26 protein-coding genes, 3 pseudogenes and 1 riboswitch are annotated in these 23,854 nt (G+C 35.0%); of the genes and pseudogenes, 6 read left to right on the top strand and 23 right to left on the bottom strand.

Features of this window, described 5'->3' with window-relative positions:
* Positions 1-237: 237 nt before the first annotated feature.
* From DN389_RS11890 to phaZ, 4 genes are all read right to left on the bottom strand, one after another.
* Positions 238-438 (bottom strand): NETI motif-containing protein, encoded by a 201-nt coding sequence (locus DN389_RS11890; protein WP_000166302.1) that lies wholly within the window; start codon positions 436-438, stop codon positions 238-240.
* The gene (locus tag DN389_RS11885) at positions 422-1,618 is read right to left on the bottom strand and encodes an MFS transporter (protein ID WP_149237170.1); all 1,197 of its coding nucleotides are present in this window, start codon (positions 1,616-1,618) and stop codon (positions 422-424) included. The genes DN389_RS11890 and DN389_RS11885 overlap by 17 nt, the downstream gene beginning before the upstream one ends.
* Positions 1,619-1,731: 113 nt before the next feature.
* Positions 1,732-1,965, bottom strand: coding sequence for a hypothetical protein (locus tag DN389_RS11880; protein WP_097858610.1), 234 nt, complete (start codon positions 1,963-1,965; stop codon positions 1,732-1,734).
* A gap of 66 nt (positions 1,966-2,031) precedes the next feature.
* Positions 2,032-2,943, bottom strand: a complete 912-nt coding sequence (gene phaZ / locus DN389_RS11875; RefSeq protein ID WP_142343606.1) for an intracellular short-chain-length polyhydroxyalkanoate depolymerase — start codon at positions 2,941-2,943, stop codon at positions 2,032-2,034.
* 174 nt (positions 2,944-3,117) lie between these two features.
* On the opposite strand from phaZ, the gene DN389_RS11870 reads away from it, so the two are divergent.
* The 3 genes from DN389_RS11870 to DN389_RS11860 all read left to right on the top strand — a co-directional run bounded on the left by DN389_RS11870 (position 3,118) and on the right by DN389_RS11860 (position 6,110).
* Complete coding sequence (locus DN389_RS11870) at positions 3,118-3,534, top strand: MarR family winged helix-turn-helix transcriptional regulator (protein WP_142343605.1); 417 nt, start codon at positions 3,118-3,120, stop codon at positions 3,532-3,534.
* 15 nt (positions 3,535-3,549) lie between these two features.
* Positions 3,550-4,749 carry an MFS transporter gene (locus DN389_RS11865; RefSeq protein ID WP_046957969.1) on the top strand — a complete coding sequence of 400 codons (1,200 nt, stop codon included), beginning with the start codon at positions 3,550-3,552 and terminating at the stop codon, positions 4,747-4,749.
* A gap of 101 nt (positions 4,750-4,850) precedes the next feature.
* On the top strand, positions 4,851-6,110 hold the full coding sequence (locus DN389_RS11860; protein ID WP_098190675.1) for a serine hydrolase domain-containing protein: 1,260 nt from the start codon (positions 4,851-4,853) through the stop codon (positions 6,108-6,110).
* Positions 6,111-6,164: 54 nt separating this feature from the next.
* On the opposite strand, the gene DN389_RS11855 is transcribed toward DN389_RS11860, so the two are convergent.
* Genes DN389_RS11855 through DN389_RS11845 form a run of 3 tightly spaced genes read right to left on the bottom strand, consistent with a single transcriptional unit; the run spans position 6,165 to position 8,091 of the window.
* Positions 6,165-6,953, bottom strand: a complete 789-nt coding sequence (locus tag DN389_RS11855) for an ABC transporter permease subunit (RefSeq protein WP_149237169.1) — start codon at positions 6,951-6,953, stop codon at positions 6,165-6,167.
* A complete protein-coding gene (locus tag DN389_RS11850) occupies positions 6,950-7,855 on the bottom strand; it encodes an ABC transporter ATP-binding protein (RefSeq protein WP_088081957.1) in 906 nt (301 codons plus the stop codon). The genes DN389_RS11855 and DN389_RS11850 overlap by 4 nt, the downstream gene beginning before the upstream one ends.
* Entirely contained in the window at positions 7,852-8,091 is a 240-nt protein-coding gene (locus DN389_RS11845; protein WP_060487713.1) for a PLD nuclease N-terminal domain-containing protein, read from the bottom strand. The genes DN389_RS11850 and DN389_RS11845 overlap by 4 nt, the downstream gene beginning before the upstream one ends.
* A 122-nt stretch (positions 8,092-8,213) precedes the next feature.
* Here DN389_RS11845 and DN389_RS11840 point away from each other — a divergent pair, with 122 nt between their 5' ends.
* Positions 8,214-8,759 (top strand): transcriptional regulator, encoded by a 546-nt coding sequence (locus DN389_RS11840; RefSeq protein WP_088081956.1) that lies wholly within the window; start codon positions 8,214-8,216, stop codon positions 8,757-8,759.
* 154 nt (positions 8,760-8,913) lie between these two features.
* Here DN389_RS11840 and DN389_RS11835 read toward each other — a convergent pair whose 3' ends face one another.
* The 6 genes and pseudogenes from DN389_RS11835 to DN389_RS28745 all read right to left on the bottom strand — a co-directional run.
* A complete protein-coding gene (locus tag DN389_RS11835) occupies positions 8,914-9,342 on the bottom strand; it encodes a YvaD family protein (protein WP_098190677.1) in 429 nt (142 codons plus the stop codon).
* Entirely contained in the window at positions 9,339-9,701 is a 363-nt protein-coding gene (locus DN389_RS11830) for a DMT family transporter (protein ID WP_088081954.1), read from the bottom strand. The genes DN389_RS11835 and DN389_RS11830 overlap by 4 nt, the downstream gene beginning before the upstream one ends.
* Positions 9,702-9,715: 14 nt before the next feature.
* Positions 9,716-10,273 (bottom strand): TetR/AcrR family transcriptional regulator, encoded by a 558-nt coding sequence (locus DN389_RS11825; protein ID WP_098190678.1) that lies wholly within the window; start codon positions 10,271-10,273, stop codon positions 9,716-9,718.
* Between the two features lie 437 nt (positions 10,274-10,710).
* Positions 10,711-11,466 (bottom strand): annotated as a pseudogene (locus DN389_RS11820) (DUF7225 domain-containing protein).
* Positions 11,467-12,357: 891 nt separating this feature from the next.
* Positions 12,358-13,725, bottom strand: a complete 1,368-nt coding sequence (locus DN389_RS11815) for a short-chain fatty acid transporter (RefSeq protein WP_088081951.1) — start codon at positions 13,723-13,725, stop codon at positions 12,358-12,360.
* A gap of 105 nt (positions 13,726-13,830) precedes the next feature.
* Positions 13,831-13,950 (bottom strand): annotated as a pseudogene (locus tag DN389_RS28745) (acyltransferase family protein); the annotation flags it as partial.
* Positions 13,951-14,199: 249 nt separating this feature from the next.
* Between DN389_RS28745 and DN389_RS11800 the strand changes: the two are divergent.
* A pseudogene (locus DN389_RS11800) lies at positions 14,200-14,475 on the top strand (TIGR00366 family protein); the annotation flags it as partial.
* 40 nt (positions 14,476-14,515) lie between these two features.
* Here DN389_RS11800 and DN389_RS11795 read toward each other — a convergent pair.
* The 4 genes from DN389_RS11795 to DN389_RS11780 all read right to left on the bottom strand — a co-directional run bounded on the left by DN389_RS11795 (position 14,516) and on the right by DN389_RS11780 (position 16,425).
* Positions 14,516-14,869, bottom strand: a complete 354-nt coding sequence (locus tag DN389_RS11795; protein WP_060487717.1) for a group-specific protein — start codon at positions 14,867-14,869, stop codon at positions 14,516-14,518.
* Positions 14,866-15,441: an NAD(P)H-dependent oxidoreductase gene (locus tag DN389_RS11790; RefSeq protein WP_060487718.1), complete on the bottom strand. Its 576-nt coding sequence runs from the start codon at positions 15,439-15,441 to the stop codon at positions 14,866-14,868. The genes DN389_RS11795 and DN389_RS11790 overlap by 4 nt, the downstream gene beginning before the upstream one ends.
* A gap of 23 nt (positions 15,442-15,464) precedes the next feature.
* On the bottom strand, positions 15,465-15,902 hold the full coding sequence (locus DN389_RS11785; protein WP_149237168.1) for an SWIM zinc finger family protein: 438 nt from the start codon (positions 15,900-15,902) through the stop codon (positions 15,465-15,467).
* 205 nt (positions 15,903-16,107) lie between these two features.
* Positions 16,108-16,425 (bottom strand): hypothetical protein, encoded by a 318-nt coding sequence (locus tag DN389_RS11780; protein WP_149237167.1) that lies wholly within the window; start codon positions 16,423-16,425, stop codon positions 16,108-16,110.
* A 40-nt stretch (positions 16,426-16,465) separates the two neighbouring features.
* Positions 16,466-16,564, bottom strand: a riboswitch (SAM riboswitch).
* 122 nt (positions 16,565-16,686) lie between these two features.
* Here DN389_RS11780 and DN389_RS11775 point away from each other — a divergent pair.
* Positions 16,687-16,878, top strand: a complete 192-nt coding sequence (locus DN389_RS11775) for a hypothetical protein (protein ID WP_000545003.1) — start codon at positions 16,687-16,689, stop codon at positions 16,876-16,878.
* 32 nt (positions 16,879-16,910) lie between these two features.
* On the opposite strand, the gene DN389_RS11770 is transcribed toward DN389_RS11775, so the two are convergent.
* The 6 genes from DN389_RS11770 to DN389_RS11745 form a co-directional block, all read right to left on the bottom strand.
* Positions 16,911-17,633 carry a YwiC-like family protein gene (locus DN389_RS11770; RefSeq protein WP_149237166.1) on the bottom strand — a complete coding sequence of 241 codons (723 nt, stop codon included), beginning with the start codon at positions 17,631-17,633 and terminating at the stop codon, positions 16,911-16,913.
* Between the two features lie 184 nt (positions 17,634-17,817).
* Positions 17,818-18,519, bottom strand: a complete 702-nt coding sequence (locus DN389_RS11765) for an ECF transporter S component (RefSeq protein ID WP_060487721.1) — start codon at positions 18,517-18,519, stop codon at positions 17,818-17,820.
* Positions 18,492-20,153 carry an ABC transporter ATP-binding protein gene (locus DN389_RS11760; protein WP_098190682.1) on the bottom strand — a complete coding sequence of 554 codons (1,662 nt, stop codon included), beginning with the start codon at positions 20,151-20,153 and terminating at the stop codon, positions 18,492-18,494. Before DN389_RS11760 ends, DN389_RS11765 begins: the two co-directional genes overlap by 28 nt.
* Positions 20,126-21,004 (bottom strand): energy-coupling factor transporter transmembrane component T, encoded by an 879-nt coding sequence (locus tag DN389_RS11755; RefSeq protein ID WP_098190683.1) that lies wholly within the window; start codon positions 21,002-21,004, stop codon positions 20,126-20,128. Before DN389_RS11755 ends, DN389_RS11760 begins: the two co-directional genes overlap by 28 nt.
* Positions 21,005-21,026: 22 nt before the next feature.
* Entirely contained in the window at positions 21,027-21,860 is an 834-nt protein-coding gene (locus DN389_RS11750) for a DUF4430 domain-containing protein (RefSeq protein WP_149237165.1), read from the bottom strand.
* 56 nt (positions 21,861-21,916) lie between these two features.
* Positions 21,917-23,641 (bottom strand): DUF4430 domain-containing protein, encoded by a 1,725-nt coding sequence (locus DN389_RS11745; protein ID WP_149237164.1) that lies wholly within the window; start codon positions 23,639-23,641, stop codon positions 21,917-21,919.
* Positions 23,642-23,854 lie beyond the last annotated feature (213 nt).

The following is a 23,854-nucleotide window of genomic DNA, read 5'->3' as shown; positions in this document are numbered from 1 at the left end:
GAGAATTTATAAATAATTATTTTTGCATATTGCTATTTTATCAAAGGGGTTTTAACATTTCCATATTTTATAAAAAGCTTTCGCATTTTTCTTCAATTTTATGTAGTTAATTCCTATCTATACTACCTTTACAAATGAAGATCGTTTAGCCTAGTCTTTCATTAGTCAGTTAAAAAAAGCCACCCAACTCAAATGAATTGGGTGGCTCTATACTATAAAGAGAATTTGCTATTCGGATTACTTCAATTTCCCTTCAAAAACAATTTTTCTACCGCACGGTTCAACTTCTGTTTTGCCATCTTTCTTCACTTCATGAAAGATTGGCTCTTCCATACGACGAGACGGTGCGTATCCTTCTTGTTCCATGCGCGCTAAACAGTCTGTAATTGTTTCATTTTCAAGTACTTCAAATTTCTTTTTATTAGGTTGTTTTGTCATGCCCTAACCTACTTTCTATTTTTCTTGATGCGAATTGATTCTTCATGTAGATCATATATACCATTGCGAGAATTCCTATTATAATCATAACCGCAATAAAAAAGCTTGTATACTGTATTTTTTCTATAAATACGCCTCCTAATACAGGTCCCAGTATACTTCCTAAACTAAAGGCGATTCCAGATAATATATTACCTGCTGGCAATAAGTGTCTCGGTAATAAATCTGTCATAAATCCAAGCCCTAAAGAGAAGCACGATCCAATGACCATACCCGCTAACAACATGCAGGCAAAGACGATCCAGTAATATTGATCAAATACGGCTGCCAGCAAGAAAATGCCCGTACTTATGCTGAACGTCCACGTTAAAATACGGTCCCTTCCGTATTTATCACTCAATATCCCGAGCGGAATTTGTGTAATAATGCCCCCAACTGCAAATGCTGGTAATAAGAAGGATACTTCTGAAACAGACCATCCTTTACGAAGCGCGTATACTGGTAAGTTACTGTTTAACATTGCTTCCAGTACGCCATATGCAAGTGGTCCCAGTAGCGCAATCCATCCTAATCCAACAACTTGTTTATAACGAGAAAATGATGATTCGCTCTTCACTTCTCTTTCATCTTGCGCTGGGAATGCATTTTTCGTTGGAAGTAATAGGAGCCAACCTATTAAACAAAGTATAGTAGATATAATAAACGGCGTTGCAAGACCGTACTGCACAGTGCTTGCTAAATACGGACCAACAGCAAAACCAATTCCGAAGAATACACCGTATATCGATACTTGTCTACCTATTTTACTCGGGTCTGATGTTGTCGTAATCCATGTTTGTGTTCCCACATGAAGCATATGATCTCCGACTCCAACTAGAAATCTAAGTACGAACCATACCCAAAATGAAAAAGTTTTTGTAAAAAAGAATAAAGAAATAATAACGAGAAACCCACCAATAACGATAATTGGCTTCATTCCAAACTTTTGCATCGGTTTTTCAAGAAACGGTGAAATAACTAATATCCCAATGTATAATGCCGTCGCATGAATCCCATTAACACTTGAACTAACCCCTTCTTGTTCAAAAATCATTGCAATGGCAGGTAAGAGCATCCCTTGTGATAAACCCGAGATTGCTACAATTCCAACCATAATCCAAAAAGTAAAACGCATCGACATCCTTTTCCCTCTCCTTCTCACGCTTTCCACTTTTCATTATAAACTGTTTCTCCAAATGCGTGTACGAATATTATGAATAAAAAAGAAGCTAAAAGAATGAACCTTTTAGCTTCTTATCCTTCCCATACTTGCGCTTTCACATTGTTATGGAATTGCTTGAAATACGGATGTTTATAAAAAGCAGTTTCATACACGTATTGCTGTGCATGAGCAATTGGTGGCTGCGGGTATTGCATTTGTAAAGGAACTACAGCTGGTGAAACTTGCATATACATCGGAGCTATCATTATTTTTGTATATAAGTGATGATTATATGGCGAATGCGTAATTAAGAACGGATGATGCATGGATAATCTCCCCTTTTACCTACAATGTTATAGTATATGCAATACATCTCATTTCGGGGATTATTTCTATTCTAACCAGTCCTCTACATGTTTTATAAATACATCTAAGCAGTCTATAAACGGTGAGTGTCCGCAATCTTCTAATATCTTCAACTCTGCATTCGGTAAATGTTTTGCTAATTCCTCACCGACTACTTGCGGTACGACATAATCTCTGTCACCTTGTATGACGAGTGTTGGAGCTTTAATATGATGCATTTGCTTATTTCCCTCTACAACCCCGTTATGTTCATCCGAAATGTTAAATGTAATGAGCGCATAATTTACATCTACGAAATTACGCTGTGTTAACATATCATCTAAATACTTTTCGTAACGATCCGGTTCAGGTTGATTATGTGTATATATTAATAAATTCCATATTGTACGGTAATATAATTTATTCATATTTTTTATCGCGTCTAGTACTGGAGCAATTTGTACGGGATCTTGTGCGATCTCTTCTTTCGTCTTTACTAAACTTGATACGATCGGCTGCCCGTTAATATCTTTTTTAAAAATTGGATATCCCTTCATGCCCACTGATTCTACTAAAATTAACTTTTCGACAAACGTTGGATGATTCGCTGTAAATTGCATCGCAACACCACCGCCCATTGACCAGCCCATTAATGAAAATTTTTCTAGTTTTAATTGATCAATAAATAGTTTTACATCTCTTGCAAAGTCTTGTAATGAATCTATCGATTGATTATACGTTGATTGGCCAAATCCTCTTAAATCAAGAGCGTAAATATGGTATTGATCTTGCAGCTTTTCAATTACTAAATCCCAATGTTGTGACGATGTCATGTTTCCGTGAATGAGTACAAGAATTTCTGCATTTTGCCTTCCAACTTCCTGATACGCAATCGTTTCTCCATTCGATAATGAAACAAACTCCATTGTTGCAGGCTTAATCATCACAAGTTCCCCCATTCTATTTAATAGAAAGAAAATTCTTTACTTACTTAAAGAATAGCATGCAGAATATATGTTCGCAACATAAAACCTATACGAATTTTTTACATAAATCAACATGTCTATTACTAGACAATTATAATGAAAAAGTATATAGTTAGCTAGGTAACTAATTTGAAAGGATCGAAATACATGGACGAAAAACAACATTTTTTTCACATTGTCAGCCAGACTTCTCGAAAATTCACAAAGAAATTTAATGAACGCGTATCTCCAACTGGGTTATTTAGTGCACAATGGGCTGTTATTTTCCGCATCAATCAAACTGGTTCTTGTACGCAAACAGAATTATGTCAGTATTTAAATGTTGAATCACCAACGATGACTCGTACGTTAACACGTATGGAAACGATGGGATGGATTATTCGTACAGAAGGAAAAGATCGCCGTGAAAAGCTTATTTCTTTATCAGAAACAGCGATAAAAATGATTCCGGTATGGCAAGAAGAAGTTGATACTTTTGAAGAAAAGACGCTAGAAGATATTAACGAAGATGAGTTACATCAAGCATTTGAAGTGTTACAACAAATTATTAAAAATTTAGATTAAATTGGGGGGATGACGATGCAAAGTGAGAAACTTTGGACGAAGGATTTCCTCGGAACTTGTTTTAGTAGTCTATTTCTCTTCTTAACATTTTATATGCTTATGACTACTTTGCCTGTCTACGTTATAGACAACCTAAAAGGAAAACCTGAGGAAATCGGTTTAGTTGCAACTGTATTTCTTATTTCATCTGTTTTATGTCGACCATTTACAGGAAAATGGCTCGATGATTTAGGAAGAAAGAAAATATTATTTATTTCACTTTCATTATTTTTAGCCGCTACTGTTATGTATTTCGGTGCGCAAAGTTTATTTTTATTACTTTCCCTTCGCTTCTTACATGGTATTGGGTTCGGTATGGCAACAACTGCAACAGGTACGATTGTCACAGATGTTGCGCCAGCTCATAGACGCGGCGAAGCACTTGCCTATTTCGGCGTATTCATGAGTCTGCCGATGGTAATTGGTCCTTTTTTAGGTTTAACAATTATTTCTCATTTTTCATTTACTGTATTATTTATCGTTTGTTCCGTATTTTCATTACTTGCATTTTTATTAGGACTACTTGTAAATATTCCGCATGAAGCACCAATAAAGAAACAAAGACAAGAAAAAATGAAATGGAAAGACTTACTTGAACCATCTTCTATTCCGATCGCTCTTACAGGATTTGTTTTAGCCTTTTCTTATAGTGGCATTTTATCCTTTATTCCTATTTATGCAAAAGAGCTCGGTTTAGCTGACATTGCAAGTTACTTCTTTATTTTATACGCACTTGTTGTTGTAATTTCTCGTCCATTTACAGGTAAGATTTTTGATCGCTTCGGTGAAAATGTACTTGTTTACCCTGCTATCATTATTTTCACAATTGGGATGTTCATTTTAAGCCAAGCACAAACTTCATTTTGGTTCCTTGGTGCAGGTATGTTAATCGGTTTAGGCTATGGAACATTAATTCCTAGTTTCCAAACGATTGCGATTTCTGCCGCTCCAAATCACCGACGTGGTTCTGCGACAGCTACTTACTTCTCATTCTTTGATAGTGGTATTGGCTTTGGTTCTTTCATTTTAGGTATCGTCGCAGCGAAATCCAGTTACCATAATATGTATTTTATCGCAGCTATTATCGTTGCCTTCACTTTACTTCTATATTATGGATTACACGGACGAAAACAAAAATTCAAGAAACAGCATACAGATGGAAAAGTTTCCGCTTAACATGAATAAGGAAAGTAAACTTCCCCGTTTACTTTCCTTATTTTGTATTTCTTTTAATAGAAGCGTATACTTATAATAGAAATAAAAAAGGAGGGACCGATATGAAACTTAAAAAATCTCCCCTACTCTTACTCATAATCACATTCATATTTGTAATTACAGGGCTCGGTTTTACATACTTCAAACATAATAAAACAATCCCATCGAAAAATAACGTGACGAAGAAAAATTGGTTAGATGATCCTTACTTACGTTGGTCGTACACACATATGAAAGAATTCACTTTAATTAACGAGGTAAATAATAACCCGGATCACGTTTCCCACTTCTCTACCGCATCACAAAACTTAGACGATTTTGCTGTGGAGCGTAGATTTGGACATACAACTCCTCTAAAAAAACTTTTAGACGATAATAAAACGGATGCCTTTGTCGTTGTACATAATGGACAACTTGTTTATGAACGATATTTCAATGGATATAACGAGAGTGAACCTCATGGCATGGCATCATTAGCAAAGGTTTTTACCGGTGCAATTATACAATCTCTCGCTAAAGAAAATCGTATTGACTTAGAAAAAACAGCTGACGCATATATAAAAGAATTAAAAAATACACCGTTCGGTAATGCCTCGCTTCAGCAATTATTGGATATGCAAGTTTCTGTAGAATACCCTACTCACGGATACGAACATCCAGCGTTAGAAAATCAAGATGCACAACTATATTTAGCGAGCAATATTTTACCTAGAGGTAAAAACTACGACGGTCCGCTGAAAATTTATGATATGTTACGAGAAGCAGAAGAAACTGCACCGCCTGGTTCCGATTTTTCTTACGATAACGGCTCAGCCGAAACACTCGCTTGGGTGATTCGAAAGATCACTGGTAAATCATTAGCTGAAAATGTTAGCGAGCGCATATGGTCTCAAATTGGTATGGAAGAAAATGCTTATTATGTCACCGATGAAACAAAAGTTGAACAAGCTAGCGCTGGTTTAAATGCAACTGCTAGAGATATGGCTAGATTCGGGCAATTGCTATTAAACAACGGGGAATATAACGGAAAACAAATTCTCCCTTCTACTATTACTGAAGGTATAAAAAATGTCCAAGAAGGTGAACTTGCAGTTGGCCCTGGAGCTTCCATTTCTTATCATAATCAATGGTGGATTCCGCACAATGAACAAGGTGCTTTCGAAGTGTTAGGCAGTTATGGACAAACACTTTACATCGATCCGAAAGCAAATATGGTCATTGTCCACTTCTCTTCTAACGCTACGCCAAGTAATGAAATACATTCAGTCTACTCAAATATGTATATTGATATTGCACATCATATAGAGAAGCTTCCACAGTAGTGGAAGCTTTTTCTTATTAGGGTGTTTTATTTGAAGCCACTATCCTCATCAAAGTTATTCATCATTAAACTTTTTATTAGCAATCCAATAATTTGTTACGAAGAGTGTCAATAAAATCCAAACTATAGTTAGTAATCCATTAATTATTGCGTTTGAATTTACTCCCCCCGTGACTAACGTTTCCATTGCGTGTTTACTCATACTGGCTGGATTAACCTGATCTATTATTGGATTCAAACCGACGATTATTCTACAAGCTAAAAGAAAAACAATTGAAATTAGCGCAATAATACCTTGACTGTGAAAAATAGCACTTATCATAGTTGTGAAAGATACGATAAAAAGAACCCAAATTAAATACAATAGTAATCCAGTAATCATGTACGAAAACGGAACAACAGTAAAAAGATAGTTTGTATATAGATAAGAGGTAAAGTATCCAATCATTACACTAAGCGCTACGATTACATAATTTGATACTATTTTCCCAGCTACATATGAAGTAACCGTAACAGGTCTCGTTAAAATAAAGGCTAACATACCGTTAGCTTTGTCTGTTTGAATGGCACCCATCATAGAGATTACTAAAATCATAAGGCCGAGCTGATCAAACTGAGAACCCAAAGTACTCGCCAGTACTTCACCTCCTTTTTGTGCTGTCATACTCGGATCGATGGTAATTCCCTGTCCTCCACCTAATGCTTCTAGAATTGATGGTAAGTAATGCGTTACTATTGGCTGTGTTGCCCCTAAAAATATAAAAACAATTGGTAGCCAAATCACCTTAAAATCACGTAACATTTGAACACATTCTTTTTTTATCAATACCAGTAAGTTACTCATTTTTGCACCACCAATTTCAAGAAAATTTCTTCTAAAGTATCGTTGCTTATTTCAAATTTAACGATGTTCACTTTATGTTCGAGTGCATTTTGCAGTAACATATTTTTGTTTATTTCGATACTTTCAACCTTCACTTTGATTTTAAGCCCAATTACTTCTACGTCCTTCACATAGGGCAACTTTTTTACAACATCAATCCACTCTCGATCTTTAGCTGTGATTTCAATGATTAATTTATTTTCGCCATTGCGGTGCAAAAGCTCAGTAATTGTTGTATCTTCTATCTTTGTTCCATCTTTAATCATGACAAATCGTTCACAGATTTCTTCTGCATCACTTAATATATGGGTTGATAATAAAATGGTCGTATCTTTTTTTATTTCTTCAATGAGATTTAATACTTCCCTTCTCCCGATTGGATCTAATGCGGATACTGGTTCATCCATGACAATAAGCGCCGGTTTATGCAATAATGCTTGTGCAATACCAAGCCGTTGTTTCATTCCACCAGAAAATGTACTAACCTTTGCATTTTCTTCGCCCTTTAGTCCAACTTTCTCCAACATTTTTGGAATGGACTTTGACAATTCTTCTTTTTTCAATCCCGAAAGTTGGCCCATAAACGTAAGCGTTTCTCTCGCTGTCATCCAATGAAAAAAATTAGGATATTGAGGTAGATAACCAATTTCTCTTTTCATTTTTGATATTTTTATCCCATTCAATAAAACTTCACCAGCAGTTGGATTAGTAATATCCGAAATTACTTTTATTAATGTGGATTTCCCTGCTCCGTTTGGTCCAATTAATCCGACGCATTCCCCCGCTTGCAGTTCCATCGAGAAATTATTGACAGCAGTTTTTCCTTTAAATGATTTTGTTACATTTTTAATCTCTAATTTCATAATTTCTCACTGTCCTTTCTTCCTATAACAAAGTACAAAATAGGTCCCAATATATTAACGAAAAGGATAATTAACGTCCATACAAGTACATTTTTTCTTGTTTTCCTATGACGATATAAATCAATGAATGCAATTAAAACTAAAAGTGCCCCCACTGCAATAACTGGAAATATAATGGGTAAAAAAGCCATAATATCAATGTCTTTAAGATCATTCAATCCATAATGTATTTTCATTGTCATTACTCCTTTCAAATCTCATTATCATTATTGATAATGATAAAATAAAAACGGATGGATTGCAATCATTATTCTCATTATTTATAATGAGAATAAAAAACAATACATAAGGTGATATAATGAGTAATAAAGTTGAAATCTTAATGCATCCGGTAAGAATGAAAATTTGCCAAGTGTTAATGAGAAATAAAGAAGATGGGCTAACACCATTAGAAATGGTAAAAATCATTAAAAATGTACCTCAAGCAACACTATATAGACAGCTACAAACTATGGTTGATTCTGGTATCGTCCATGTAATTAAAGAAAAAAAGGTAAAATCTGTTTCTGAAAAATATTACGCAATCAATGAAGAAGATGCAAAAATTGAAGGAAGTGAGTGGAAAGGATTATCTAATGATGAAAAGTTAAACTACATTTCTTATTACCAGTTATCACTTATGACACAATATCAAAATTACCTTAAGAAATTAGAAGAACAAAACAGTCAAGAAGATAGTGCTACTTTTTCTGTTGTGGACTTAAAGCTCGATGAAGAACACTTTATGAGCTTTCAAAATGAACTTAACGAATTAATGAATAAATACTACCATATCCAAAATAAAGGCGACGAAAAAGAGACCCCTGTTCGGACCGTCGCTATTACAATTATTCCAGAAACGTGAACTAACTCAATATACATAATACAAGCCGATGCTTCCTTAACATAGGAATCATCGGCTATCTTCATTTCGGAAATTTTTTTGACTTCTACTGTATGTCTAGCGAAAAAACTGATTTAGAAATTCGAATATGCTTAAAGACCCTGTCTTTCTTGTATTAAAGGAACTTTTTTCTTTCTTTTCTTATATTCGTCTCATACCATCCACACTCTCTCCAAACACTTTTTAAAAAGAAGCATGGGTAAACTAATAAATATAAATTAGGAATCCACCAAGAAATATCGAAATCTAAACGGATTGTCCAAAATGCTAGAGCTTGTAATCCTGAACAAAAAGTTAAAATTAATGATAAGAACGCAAAGTGGCTCCAAATATGTTTTTGTTTAGAATGTAAATACAAACTTAGAAATCCCGTTAACGAGATTAACAAATCCAAGGGTAAAAAAGACCAGTTCCATGCTACTAAAATAGGATCTTGGTAATCTTTAAACAAATATTCTTGCGGAATCATATGAAAAATTGTTATGAGCCAATATACAACAAACCCAAGATCAGTTATAAGAAAAAAATACTTTAATCGATTCAATGTATACGTTCCTCCACCATTTCTTTTTTCTTCGCTTCATGTGCCGTACTATTAAAATTTAAAATTACAACTCCAATTAAAATAAAGAGAATTGCTAGTATCTTAGTTACATTAATACTTTCTCCAAAATAAAAGAACCCAATTATTGTAATCGTTACTATTCCCATACCTGACCAAACCGCATAGGCAACAGACATTTCCATCCCCTTTAATGCGAATGACAGGAATACAAAACTTACTACATAAAATACAAAAATTAGTATGCTTGGTACAAGTTTCGTTAATCCATCAGATAGTTTCATCGCCGTCGTACCCGCTACTTCAAATAAAATTGCTAAGCATAAATAAATCCACTGCACTATTCTCCCACCTTTTACTCCGGATTAGAGATTCCATAGATCAACATGTCCATAATAGACTCAAGTATACTCCCTAATGTATAATCACTCTTTTCAATAAACATAGGATCATATATGCGATTCAGTGCTCCCAAATATAATTCAATAAAAAATGGAATTTGAATCTTTCTAATGCTTCCTTCTCTCATTCCCTCTTCTAATAAACTGATTACAGTAGACCAACCTTCACGTAAAAACTGATCTAATTTTAACCATTGATTATAATGATGTTTTTTTAGTTCTACTAATAAACGTGCATCCATGAATTGAAATTGTTGTGGAATACAAATTAAGATGAGTCTTATTTTTTCAACTGTTTGTAACGTATCATCTTCAGCTATGTTTTTTTCCTTTTCTTGAATACTTTCTATTACATGACGAATAACTTCATCTACTATTTCATCTTTTGAAGAGAAGTGCTCATAAATTGTCCTCTTACTCACAGCTAATTGCTTTGCTAAGTCACTAATTGTAAATGTAAACCCCTTCGTTTGAATTTGATGACTTGTTTCTTTTACTATTCTTTGTTTCATAATTCGCCCCCTAAACCATTGGTACCAAATTAGTTTTTCTAGTACCATTTCATTTTACAATATTTAACACAACCTAGACAACGAATATTTCGAAACTTCAAACTTCTAATCCGAAACAGGTGGATCCTACCTGCATATTCAACAATCAAGTGAATGTATAGAATAATACTGATACATGAAGCTTTAAATAAAGTTAAATGCAGCTCTTCTATAAGGATATGTTGGTACATGTTCTTTTTTAGCTTGATGGATATGAATAGAAAATATCCATCACTAAGCACTACTATTTTTTAATGAGTAACAAAAAAAGGTTACAAATTCAATTGTAACCCTTTTTCCAAGTGTCTTTTATTTCATATGATTCTTATAACAATTACAAAGCTAAATAATCATCGTTGGAGCTGCTTGCCTCTGCTAAAAAACTATAAGAAAAGACACTATGATAAGAGTATCTTTTCTACTCTCTTTAAAGAATTTATATCAACCTCATAAGTATTCCCATATGGTCTAAGCGATGGAATCTCTTCCTTTGGCCCATAAAATAATAGTTTCAAATCATCATCTTTATACTGAACTACGAAGAAGTCATCAAATTGGTCAAATGTGTTTTAATTGATCGTGATAAACCCTTTTTCTTAGGCAGTTGTTTTAACACTTATTCTTCTCCCTTCTTTGATAACATCATATCCATGCTGATTCGTCACTTTGGATAGCTCACCATTCGTGTAAAGGACACAAAAAAATTCACCTAGACGACCTATAAGATGCCTTAATTCAGTCGCCTTACAACCAAGAACATTCATTTCAAATCGTAACATTTCAAAGTATGCCTCATATAACTTTTTGATTTGTGAGATTCCTATTTTATCCTTATCCTTATAAAAAAGAAGTTTACCATTATCCCACTCACCTACAATAGATTCACAATCTGCCCCTTTAGGTTTGTGAAAAACTAATCCTGTATAAGGAAAATTTTCACCTACATATCTATAAGTTTTCTTATTTTTATATATAAACAAATTTTTATTAAATACTCTCCCTTTGTTATAATGGTTATAGCAATAATCAGCAGGATTAATACTCCCCGGTTTCGTATTAAATTTTGTTATTAATCTGTCCTTTATCTCTGCAAATGTTACAGTATCGCCTATTTTCTCTTTAAGAGCCTCTATAAATTGCTCATAAATAGTCAATGTAATCCTCACCTCATGCTTATCAATATTTTTAGCCATAGTACACCTTTACTCTATAATTTGACCCGATTGTAGAATAACGTAATCGATGTTTTTAACTTTTTATATAACCATCTATATAAATTTTACATTTAATCACTTAAATTTCATAGCCTAATAGAGTAAAATATAAATTGGAGAATTTTATTAAAGGCTCAAAATAAAGATAATACTCCATTAAGAGCTCTTTTTATTTAGGAAACGCGTCTTTTTTGTATTGGCTTTTTAAATAAGGTAAACGTGAAGAAGCATTATAAAAAACAGGACAATAATATTATCAAAGGAGTTTAAGCTTTGCATGTATGACTATTTGGTTGAGCAATCGATATGTTGTGCTGAAACGTCAATATATAAAAAAAAGGATCTCTCTTGATAAAGAGAGATCCTTTTTTTACTTCTTCTTCTTTTCTGTCGGTTGGCTTTGTTTAGCGAAATTAGATGAATCATCGAAATTAGGTTGCTTTTTACCAGCATTATTACTTCTACCTTTTCCCATATGTAATGCACCTCCTCTCATCCTTACTATTCCCTATAAAAAAATCCTCTTGCATCTAGGAGGATTTTTTTATTGTCTCTTATTAATAATACCCAACTGTTCTCGTAGTACTTCCAACCCCCCCGGTTCTTCCATACCATTTTGGATAGTTTTAAAACCATAGCGTTGATGGTGATTATCATGTTAGCTTGATAAAGAACAGCTTACGAATGAATTTGATATTGGCCATGAATTAGCCATGTATTATGTATCATCCTTTCTAAAAAACACTATCCCTTCTCATTTTTTTACAGAAAGAATAGCGTTTTTTTCATTTTAATGGTATTACTTGATATTAATGTATATTCCTATGGAAACTAATATAAAAATAGCATCAATATACTTGTAACAATCCCGACCCAAATGCAGAGAATGAAACAATAACCCATGATATCTTTAATTTTCAATCCCAGTACTCCTAAAAGAGGTAGTGCCCAGAACGGCTGAATCAAATTTGTCCATGCGTCCCCCCAGCCTACCGCCATAGCGATAGTAGCCGGATCTACACCTAACTTTAATCCTGCTGGGACTTGCAGTGGCCCTTGCAAAGCCCATTGCCCCCCGCCAGATGGTGCCAATAAGTTCACCAAACCCGCTGACCAATATGTAAATATATCAAATGTATCCTTTGACGCAATAGATGCCATCCATTCAATGATTGAGCTTCCCAAGCCTGAACTACCTAAAACAGCGATAATCCCCGCATAAAATGGAAACTGTAGGATAATTGGAGATATGGATTGCGCTGCTTCTTTGAATCCTTGTGCAAAGTTGCCAAGAGAACCATGCAGGAGCAAACCAAGTGACAAGAAAAATAAATTAATGATATTTAAATCTAAACTATGACCGTTTATGAATTCATAAACACAATACAACGTGCCGATTACGCCTAATACTATTCCTAAAACCGGTGTCCATTCCAGTTTTTCCGCAGGAGTTAAGTTTTTTTGCGGAGGTTTTACAAAAGAATTTGTATCTGTTTCGAGTGCTTTATATCTAATAATCCCACTTTTTGGAGCCATGAGTACAATAATAATTGGCATCGTGATGAATAGAGCGAAAAAAATAATTAGAGTAGAATAACTAAAGATTGTTTGTGAGGTAGGAATAATTCCAATCATATCTACAAGAAAATGATCCTTTGTGGCAATTGTCAGGCCAATAGAACTGGAGAGACCTGCGCTATATAAGGCTGTCGGAGCATAAGCAGCTGCTACAAGCAATGGAAAATGTGCATTCGGATTCTTTTTCGCCACTTCCTTTGCAATGATAGCTCCCACAACTACGGCTAGTCCCCAATTGATATAGTATGCAATTGCACTGATCAAAAATGTCATCGTATAGGCCTTTTGAGGTGTATCGGCTAACTTTGCAACAGACTGCAAGCCTCTATTAATAAACGGGACAGAAGCTAACGTCATCCCTGTAACCATTAGCAATACCATTTGCATTGTAAACGTTAAATAAGTCCAAAAACCATCCCCCCAAGATTTTACGATTTTGTACGGATTTGAGGGATTCATCAACAAAGCTATAATGAAAGTAAATAGAGTGAGCAGCACTGCAATAACAAAGGCATCTGGGACATATTTCTGAGACCATCTCGAAAATACATTTGCACATCGTGTAAGCAATGATTCTTTCTTTCCTGGTTCTGGATTTGTCTCCAACAAGGAATGTTTCATAAATATTCTCCTTTCTAAATTTTAATAAGGTAAATATAAATAACATTCCACAAAAGAAAATAAAATCCTTTTCCACTTGCTGCATACTAATCAACTAGAGTTACACTCAGATGCCGTTACTTTCACCCTCTCATTAACGATTGATCCCCATGGACGTGGTACCCTCGTATTAATAAATATCATTTTATGTTCATTTCCAATTAACTTTATAAATGAAACAAGTTGCCCAAGGGAACGAATCACTAACAGGACCAGCCAATACAAATCTACCGCTAATCCTTCTAGGAAATTCAAATTCAAGTGCTAACGGAACCAGTTCACCAACATATAAAAATTTCATCACGATATTGTATTAATTCAGCTTCTTATCTTAATAAAAAAATGTATTTCAATTTATAATTTTAATAGAAGGAATAGATTAAGTAGGAGGAGGTACTTTGAGGATAGCGCCTTTTCTTTATAAAAACTCAACATGCTGGCATCGTTAATATTTTCGTTCCATCTGGTGGTGGTCAATGGGCTGTGCAAGCACCAATTATGATTCCAGCTGGCGCTGAACTTGGTGTACCTGCTGCAAAAACTGCAATGGCCATTGCGTGGGGCGATGCTTGGACGAATTTGATTCAACCATTCTGGGCATTACCGGCATTAGCGATAGCTGGTTTAGGTGCTCGTGATATTATGGGATTTTGCGTTGTTAACTTACTATATGCAGGATTTATCATTAGTCTATGTTTCTTATTTATTTAAACGAAAAGCTAGTTTTATACTAGCTTTTTTATATAATAAATCACTTATTTCCCACGCAATTTATCACGGTCTTCCACTCTATATCCGTAAGCTGTAATGCCTCAAATGCAAAAAAATCTTCACATACTTTTTCAATCAGATGTGGATTTTCCCTCAAGAAATTCCACTGTAACGCTTTAGGAAGAAAATACGTTTCATACTCTTTACTTCCTCTTACTACCTCATCCACTTCTCTTTCACAAATTCCTCTTATTAAATAATCATTTCTTAATTGAATCTGTATTTGTTGAAACGTTTCACTACATTTCTTCAAGTGGATTAAGCAATTAATATATGTACGAAAAAGTTCATTATCATACTGACAACACTTTATAATACGTTCCATTTCATTCATAACGTACGAGCCTTTTCTTCTATTTGTAATAACCACTTTTCCCGCTTCTCTCGTTTACTCGTTTTCACAGATTGAAAAAAAGATCGTTTTACATCGCGAATGCCGCAAAAACGTAAAACACCTCTCTTCATCATAATCCAATCTGCTGATCGATATAGTAGTGCGACGTACCATAACGGTGAGTCTAACGTATTAATTACCCATGCCTTCTTACCTTTCAATAAGCCTTTCGGCAGGGCACCTTCATATTTATAAGCAAAACCAGCTACGAAAATGCGATCAATAAACCCTTTTAAAATAGCTGGCATCCCCCACCACCATATTGGATAAATGAAGAGAAGAGTATCCGCTTCTTCCACTAACGTTCTGTACCGAGCTGTCTCTTCTTCATTTACTAAATCACGTCTTTTCTTCTCCTCATTAAATACAAGGACGGGATCAAATTGTTCTTTATATAAATCAAGTACCGTAACCGAATGATTTGTTTCTTGTAATCCTTTTTGCACATGCTTTAATATCCCCGCATTAAAACTGGAAGGACTAGGATGAGCGTATACAATTAGTACATTCACTGCCAAACAACTCCCTCTTTAAGTTAAAGTTTCCCCTTCTTTAACATCTTCTCTACAATTTGCACGTTTTTCGAACTTTGTAATAAACGGTTTAATAATGTAAGTAACTCTTCCTTGTCTAAAGCTTTCAATTTCTCTTTCACCGTACTCTCACCAGCACCTTGAATATCATAAACAACTGCGGCCATATGCTTGCAAAGATTCTCATAAGGACACTCGCAGCTACTTTCTGTAAAATCTTCAAGATCAATAATCACTTCATAGTTTCCTGCATTTCCAGTAACGAAAGCAAATATTTTCTTGTCTTGTATTTCAACATCTTCTACATGTCCCTCTTCATAATATTCATACCCTTTATCCAAAATGTACTTAGGAATCCATTTCGTTATATCATTTAGTAAGTAAGCGTACATAACAACACCTCTTCCTTTAATTCCCTTTTGACTTCCAAAACCCTGCATGTTATTCTAATAACTGTCAAATAGCAAGTCTATATGACAAAACGACTGACACCTATTCGGCGGAGGTGTCTCTTTTCATTTGCAGCCGATATGAAGTGCCTCTTTCAGGCACATTCAATCTTTGACACTACACACTCAACACCATTCCCTTGTATCAGGCTGCTTAAGCAGTCTTTTACGCTACATACTCCCAAAAAAAGAGAGCTTAGCTCCCTTTTCCCGCCTTATAAAATACCCCTTTTTCAGTATAGAGATATTCATCAGCTAATGTAATTTTCCCATCCAGTTTCAGTTCATCTAATAGTCTTGATAAATAAAATTGATGTAACATCTTTTTCGTGAATTTTTCTTCATGATGCGAAACGATATGTTCTTGAATATCTAACAATGATATTGGCTTATCTTGCTCTATCATATATTCATAAACTGTACTACGCAGTTTTACGTATTTTTCGAGTGTCACAGTACTTCGCAACCCCTTTCTTCTTACTATAAATTTTCGTAATCGGTTTTTTTGCAACAAAAAAACCTCTCCGATAAGAAGAAGTTACGTATATATCTTCGTCTTATCTCCCAGAACAAATATGTTCTGCTGGAATTAGCACCTGCATCGCGGTTGCTGGGTTTCATCGGGCCAGTCCCTCCACCTCTCTGGATAAGAAAATATTCACTTAATTCTTACTATACGTAATTTCATTCTAATTGTCAAACAAATATAACAAATTATATTTTGTTCCTTACTGTTCATACTATACATATATGAATATGCAAGGAGGATTATGAAATGCACGAAAATGCTCGCGGATATGTCCAAAATTCTTTTCAATCATTACAAGAAGCAAAACATTGTTTAGAAGAAGCGCTACAGACTGTTGAAAAAGATTTTAATCGCGCTCGTATTGAACAATCCCTTTATGCGATCGAACAAGCTATTCAACGCTGCGATTACACGGTTCATATTTTAGAACAAGATTGAAAAAACTTCCCATCATAAGGTGGGAAGCTTTTTCAAATGGCATACTTCATAATTATTGCCGTTATAATTAAAAAATATACAGAATTAACAATTTCTAAAACCCCTACTTTTATAATAGAAATTTTTTTGCCATACAATATAATTGCTCGAATGACACTCGGTATAAAAATAAGAGAACACAACGGATTGATAGCAAAGACAATGACTGTTAATACAATATGATACCCCCATGATATAAGACGATACTTCGGGTTATTTTTCTCGCGAATCATCGTTTTTACATAAAACGTACTTCCTAAAAAATATAAAAATGAAATAAGCGCAATAAATAGTGCTGTTTTATCTATCAGTTTCATTGAAAAATAATAACTAACTAAACCACCAATACAGAAAACAATAATTGCACTAATGTCATTTAGTAACGCTCTTTCATTCTTTTGACGGGCGTAATACATATTTACTATAAATAATGGAATCATTACTGCTATGAATAAAAGAATGCGCCATTCATATAATAGAGAAATCATCCCAAATACGAACGCGATGATAAAATATACAATTGCAGCATGTAAAAACTCTTTTTTTCGTTTTTGCTTTATGTACGTAAGAAATGGATACGTAGCTAAATAGATAAAGAACCAAGCTAAAAACAATGGAATATGATACATAGTAGGTTTCCCAAGTATGACACTTAATAGACATGGTATAACGAGCATGGCCCATGCACCATGTTGCTTCGGAACAACTAACTTCATTAACTATACACCTCCCTTTTGAAAATAGTTCTCACCTACTATTATACAAATAAATTTATATAATAACGGATATATATTGAATCTATTTTTTGACAATAAAAAATGCTCCTTACAATATGTAAGAAGCATGAAAGAGGCAAACGAATATGTAAGTCGCGACCCTACCTTATATGAGTATGCTTTTCTATGCCATGTTATGCTTATCTAATATGCCATATTTCTTTTTAAATCTTGTAAGAATCGTAATCCAGGACGTACTAAATAATAGTAAGAAAACAACATTCGAAATCGCATGGCTCAAATCGAAATAAAAACTTGCGATATAATACGAAATGACAGCTTCCCACGTTGCCTCACGTATAAAACCGAGAAGCCCCCATAAGTTCATAATCCAGCCAAATAAAAATCCAACAAACAATCCGTATAGAAGTCTTCCCCATAGCTTTCGCATTAAAAATGTATTACGTAATAATCCAGCTATAAAACCAATCATACCCCATGAAAACATTTGCCACGGCGTCCACGGACCTTGTCCTAAAAAGATGTTAGATACGATAGCCGCTGTTGCACCGATCATAAAACCAGTTTCACTCCCAAACACAATTGCAGAAACGATAATGACAAATGAAGTCGGTTGTACACTTGGCAATATCGAAAATGGTACGCGGCTAACTGCTGCAATTGCCGCTAACACAGCAACGAGCACAATTTCACGTGAAACAAAAGCCTTTCTTTCAAAGCGGATATAAAACGGTAACATAATAACAACTAATAAAAACAAACTACTTAACATGTAATAACCGTCCATGATAAGTGTAGTAAAGAGTAATGTGCCTATTATTACTGCAAAAATACATATTATGAATGCAACATATCGTTTGGACACGCTTCGTACACATCCTCCCACGTTAATGCATATGGCAACTCTTTTCGAATGAATCGATTGATAGATGTTGTATAAAAGAAGTTTCCACTAAAAAATTCTTTCGGTGCATCATTCATAATAACTGCTCCGTCAAATAACATCATACATTGATCAACGTATTTCGCTGCAAACTCAATATCATGCGTTGCCATTACAATTGTTGTACCTTCTTTTTGTAGCTTTCTAAATAGCTCTCCTACTCTTTCTTTTTTCCACGGATCTAATCCCTTTGTCGGTTCATCAAGTAACAATAAAGTCGGCTTTGATAATAACGTTGTACATAACGCAAGTAGTTGTTGCTCTCCCCCGCTACAATCATGCGGATGGCGTTCTTTAAGCGAGTACAACCAAAACTTCTTCAACATATCTTCTGCTATTTCTTTTCCTTGTTCTCCGTATAACTCACGTGCACGTTCATACACTTCTTCCCACACTGTATCAAATGTAAAATGATAATACGGATGCTGTGATACATACCCGATCCTTTTAAATCGTTCTTTCGAATCAATTTTATGTATCACTTTCCCATTCCACTTTACTTTCCCTCTTCTCGCTTTTTGCAATCCCGCTAAAATCGTCAAAAGCGTGGACTTCCCGGTACCATTTTTTCCAACGAGAGCTACCCATTTTCCTTTTTCAATCGATACGGTTAAGTCTCGTAAAATAAGTGGACTATTTTTTTCATATTGAAACGAAATATGCTCTGCATTTAAAATAACTTCTTGTTTTTCACTTTTTGCTACTGGCTCATTCACATATGATATCTCTGAAAAGTTATTCAGTTTCATCTGCGCTTCTCGCACTGTAAATGGTATATCTTCTACATTCCACTCTAAAAACAATCTTGGAATTTGCGGAATAAATGGACGAAAGTTTTCTACTTCCCACATGTTCGCTATAACCGTTTTAGGACTGCCATCATAAACGATGCGGCCGTTATCCATACAAATAACGCGTGTTGCAAGTGGTATCACTTCATCTAAACGATGTTCACTTAAAACAATCGTAATGCCAAGTTCTTCGTTAATACGTTTTAACAATCCTAAAAACTCTTTCGCAGCAATTGGATCTAACTGCGCCGTCGGTTCATCTAATAATAATAATTTAGGCTGCATAACTAATACCGCAGCTAAATTGACGAGCTGCTTTTGCCCGCCAGATAGCGTATGAACAGATTGATGCAATAAATCTTGAAATCCTAAGAAGCTAATAAGCTCTGCTATTCGTTTTTGAATAATCTGTGATGGTAACCCGATATTTTCTAAAGAAAATGCTAATTCTTGAATGACCGTATCCATTACGAGCTGATTTTCTGGATTTTGAAATACCATACCAATTTCTTGTGCAGATAATAAATCAGGTACTTCCTCTAATAAAACGTCATCATAAAAAATTTCTCCTGAACGTGTACCGATTGGAAGTAATTCCTTTTTAAAATGTTTCAATAAAGTCGTCTTTCCAGAGCCTGACCCTCCAGCAAGTGCAATAAACTCTCCTTTTTGAATAGAAAGAGAAATATGCTGTAACGCATATTCGTTCTCATCAGCATATACAAATGATAAATTGTTTATTTCTGCATGCGCCACCATATCCATTCCCTTCCTTCCATTATAATTGGTAAACTAATAAACATCATAAATACTCCGAACATCACTCCATCGTATTGCTGAAATAGAATAGATTCGACTTTCGGATAAATGATTAGCTTTCCTCCGCCATACGTACTACATATAATAGCAATGATAAGTAGAATACTTAAATAACTGAGCGTGTACCAATCGCGTCTTTCCATTCTATACCGAATATATGTCGTACGCTTCGTTACACCAAACCCACGAGCTTGCATAGAATCTGCTGTTTGCAGCGCATCTTCTAAAGAACAAATTAATAATACTTGCAGCAATTGCATACCATTTTTCACCCGTTCAACAATTGAACCTGCATCTACTTGTACACCTTTTGTCTTTTGGACGAGTGTTATTTTCTGTAATCGCCTCATAAACAAAGGAACAAACCTCACTGTAATCATCGTTAACAATGCTACTTTCGGTGAAATTCTAGAAAACAAATATAAAAATTTATGACTTGAAATAATATCATTATACGAAGCAAACGTAAACATAATCGCAACTAATAATAACCCCATTACTAGTCCGAACATAATCGCCTCAAGCTTAATACGGCTATCACCTAACCAAAATAATGTAGTTCGGCCTCTATGTGTTAATAGCGAATTAAATAAAATGACCATAAAAAAGAAAACAATTGTGCTCGGTAACATCTTTCTTATCTTTTCGCTATTCCCTTGCATCATATTGATTATGACGATTAATAGAATTGCTCCAATTAAAAAAAGAGGATGAAGACACATCATACATAGTATCATCACCCCGATATAATAGAAAAAATTCACAAAAGGATGTAAAGAAGAAAAACTTATTTTCATAGTCCTTTACCGAATGCCTTTCTTATTTTAATACATACACCCACTCGATTGTATCTCCTGGTTTAACTGTTACTACACCTGCACTATGGTTTGGAAACGCACCGTTCACACGATATTTCCATCCACTAGTAGCTGTAATATCTTTTTCATATAAATCATTAATACCTTTTACATAAATATCACCTTTAGAACCCATTGCATCCACATCTAAACCTGTACGTTGCAATACTTTATACACTGTATCGCCTTCTTGTACGTCCATTTTTCTCGCACCTAATAAGTAGCCTTTATCACCTTTTACTGAGATAGTGACTTGTTTTGGTTTTGGTATTACTGGATCTGGCACTGGCGGTACTGGATCTGGTACCGGTGTTGGTGGCGTTGGTACAGTTGCTTGTTGCTCTTTATTCGGATCAACCTTCTGCTCCTGCTTCGGTGTTTCTTTCGGCTGATTCACAACCTTCGCTTCTTCTTTTACTTCTTGCGCTTTCGGTTGTTGTTGTTGCTTCTCTTCTTGTGCTTTTTGTTGTTCTGGTTGCTTAGCAGCGGCAGGCTGTTCCTGAGGTTTTTCTTCTTTCTTTACTTCCGGTTGTGCCTGTGGCTTTTCTTCTTTCGGCTTCTCTTCTACTTTTTGTTCTTGTTTCTCTTTCTGTTCGTCTTGCTTATTTTGCTCTTGTTCAGCTTGTTTTTCCTCCGGCTTTTCTTCCGGTTTCGCTTCATCTTTTTTCTCTTCTTGTTTTGCTACCTCTTCTTGCTTTGGTTCTACTTTCTTCTCAGGCTTTACAGCTGCCTCTTCACATCCAGCAAGTAGCCCAAGTGAAAGCATTAAAGAAATAAACCATTTCATCTTACTCATATTGCCTCTCACCTTTCATAATAAAATTAGGAGCAAATGATTGCTCCTAATTTTTGTTAAGCTGCTTTACGTCTCCATAATACATATGCAGAAGCAATACATAATACACCCATACCTACTTCTGTAGCTGCACTATGAGAAGATGCTCCTGTTTTTGGTAACGTACTACCGTTTCCTGACTTTTTGCTTTTAACCGGTTCGTTATCAACAACAACTTTTAAATTATCATCTTTTGTTTCTTGTTGTACTTGTTTTTGTTCTTCTGGTTGCTCAGTAACTTCTTTTTCTACTACAACATTTTCTGAATCCACATTTGGTTTCTTATCGATTTCAGGAACAGATACATTTGACCAGTCATAAATCGATTTTTCAAGATTTTTAAACTGAAGTAGTGCTAATAACGCTTGCTCTGTAGCCATTCCGCTACCGTTTTGATCACTTGGTAACCATTTGAATTCACCATTTGGAAGTTGATATGACAGTAGATTTTGCACTGCCTTATGTAGACGGTTTTGATCTACATCTTTCACAAGTGATAGTCCAATAATTGCTTGCGCAACACTATTAGAGTTTTCTTGTCCATCAGCAGAAAAACCACCATTTTCTAGTTGCTCTTTATATAAATAGGCAACAGCTTTTTCTACAGCTGTCTTCACATCTGGTCGATCTTGATATGGAGCTAATGCTGATAAAACCATACCTGTTACATCAACGCTACTAGCACTGTCTTTACTACTTGCGCTATCGTAAGTCCAGCCGCCATCTGTATGTTGCGCGTTTAAAAGCGCATCTACTAAAGCAACTCGATTCCATTTTGAATTCACTGGCACTTCATATTTCTTCGTATCAAATGCAAGTAAAGCAAATGTATAACCTGTAACAGAATTTACTTTATCTGATTCATACAATTTTTGAACTAAATTATGTTCGCCAACCTTTGTAGGGTCTGCTTGCATTGCATTCATCATAATAATCGTTCTAGCTAAATCTGTCGCTGAAAAACGGTTAATGCGCTTTTCTACTTTTTCAGTTACTGACTTAACATAATTTAATTTTGCCTCAATTGGAACATTCTTTCCAGAAAGAGAAAGGCCTAAAGCTACCCAATCACTTTCAATTCCATCTTGTAACATCTTTTCAGATGTCTTAGAGATCGCGTCATTTACTTTCGCTGCTGGAACTTGAATGTTCTCTTGCTTTGGTTGTTCTATCTTTTCATCATTTGTTTTTGGTTCTTCTGGTTTTGGATCATCTGTCTTTGGTTCTTCTGGTTTTTCTTGTTTTGAATCATCTGTTTTTGGGTTATCTGTCTTTGGATCTTCTACAGTTTTACAAGTACCAAATTTATCTAATGTTTGCTGTAATGTTTCCTGGCTCATATTGCTCCAGTCTGCAACAAAACGAAAGACAACAACATCTCCAGACTTTAATTTATAACTATCTGCTCCAACTTCTGCAGATTTATCATTTACATCATACAACCAGCCGCTTGTGTCCCCAGCCATTAAGCCGTCAATGCCTTTAACATACGTTCCAAACGACATCGTCTCTGCTGTTACTTTGTCCCCCATGACCTTTTGCAGCAAACTTAAAGCTGTTTCCCCATCTTTAATTTGCTCTTCTTCCGGACATAACATAATGCCCTTTTGTGATTCCCCAATAATTGCAAGTTTTGCTGTATTTCCTTCAGCAAACGTAATATGTACTGTATTCGCAAAAGAAACAAATACGAGTGTAACTGCCATTAACGACGTAAGCAGCCATTTTTTCCACATTGCCATCCCAAAATTTCCTCCCTTACTACTATTTACACAAAAAAAGGCCCTTCAAGGGCGTGCAATTGACACTCTTTTTTTGTAAGTGTCGAACAAACTGTGCAACACCTCCTACCCGCATCATGCGCGGCTATATTTGTATAGGAAAAATAATTTTGTTTATGAACGTATCATTGTGATAACATTCACTTTTCTAGGCACTACTTACTTCCATTTCAG

The organism is Bacillus sp. AY3-1 (genome assembly GCF_008368785.1).
Taxonomy (GTDB): Bacteria; Bacillota; Bacilli; order Bacillales; family Bacillaceae_G; genus Bacillus_A; species Bacillus_A wiedmannii.
This window is presented reverse-complemented; position numbering and strand designations above follow the sequence as displayed.

Coding starts and splice junctions, on each gene's coding strand:
- DN389_RS11890 (WP_000166302.1), bottom strand. CDS start 438: ATGACAAAACAACCTAATAAAAAGAAATTTGAAGTACTTGAAAATGAA.
- DN389_RS11885 (WP_149237170.1), bottom strand. CDS start 1,618: ATGTCGATGCGTTTTACTTTTTGGATTATGGTTGGAATTGTAGCAATC.
- DN389_RS11880 (WP_097858610.1), bottom strand. CDS start 1,965: ATGCATCATCCGTTCTTAATTACGCATTCGCCATATAATCATCACTTA.
- phaZ (WP_142343606.1), bottom strand. CDS start 2,943: ATGGGGGAACTTGTGATGATTAAGCCTGCAACAATGGAGTTTGTTTCA.
- DN389_RS11870 (WP_142343605.1), top strand. CDS start 3,118: ATGGACGAAAAACAACATTTTTTTCACATTGTCAGCCAGACTTCTCGA.
- DN389_RS11865 (WP_046957969.1), top strand. CDS start 3,550: ATGCAAAGTGAGAAACTTTGGACGAAGGATTTCCTCGGAACTTGTTTT.
- DN389_RS11860 (WP_098190675.1), top strand. CDS start 4,851: ATGAAACTTAAAAAATCTCCCCTACTCTTACTCATAATCACATTCATA.
- DN389_RS11855 (WP_149237169.1), bottom strand. CDS start 6,953: ATGAGTAACTTACTGGTATTGATAAAAAAAGAATGTGTTCAAATGTTA.
- DN389_RS11850 (WP_088081957.1), bottom strand. CDS start 7,855: ATGAAATTAGAGATTAAAAATGTAACAAAATCATTTAAAGGAAAAACT.
- DN389_RS11845 (WP_060487713.1), bottom strand. CDS start 8,091: ATGAAAATACATTATGGATTGAATGATCTTAAAGACATTGATATTATG.
- DN389_RS11840 (WP_088081956.1), top strand. CDS start 8,214: ATGAGTAATAAAGTTGAAATCTTAATGCATCCGGTAAGAATGAAAATT.
- DN389_RS11825 (WP_098190678.1), bottom strand. CDS start 10,273: ATGAAACAAAGAATAGTAAAAGAAACAAGTCATCAAATTCAAACGAAG.
- DN389_RS11815 (WP_088081951.1), bottom strand. CDS start 13,725: ATGAAACATTCCTTGTTGGAGACAAATCCAGAACCAGGAAAGAAAGAA.
- DN389_RS11795 (WP_060487717.1), bottom strand. CDS start 14,869: ATGAATGAAATGGAACGTATTATAAAGTGTTGTCAGTATGATAATGAA.
- DN389_RS11785 (WP_149237168.1), bottom strand. CDS start 15,902: ATGCAGGGTTTTGGAAGTCAAAAGGGAATTAAAGGAAGAGGTGTTGTT.
- DN389_RS11775 (WP_000545003.1), top strand. CDS start 16,687: ATGCACGAAAATGCTCGCGGATATGTCCAAAATTCTTTTCAATCATTA.
- DN389_RS11770 (WP_149237166.1), bottom strand. CDS start 17,633: ATGAAGTTAGTTGTTCCGAAGCAACATGGTGCATGGGCCATGCTCGTT.
- DN389_RS11760 (WP_098190682.1), bottom strand. CDS start 20,153: ATGGATATGGTGGCGCATGCAGAAATAAACAATTTATCATTTGTATAT.
- DN389_RS11755 (WP_098190683.1), bottom strand. CDS start 21,004: ATGAAAATAAGTTTTTCTTCTTTACATCCTTTTGTGAATTTTTTCTAT.
- DN389_RS11750 (WP_149237165.1), bottom strand. CDS start 21,860: ATGAGTAAGATGAAATGGTTTATTTCTTTAATGCTTTCACTTGGGCTA.
- DN389_RS11745 (WP_149237164.1), bottom strand. CDS start 23,641: ATGGCAATGTGGAAAAAATGGCTGCTTACGTCGTTAATGGCAGTTACA.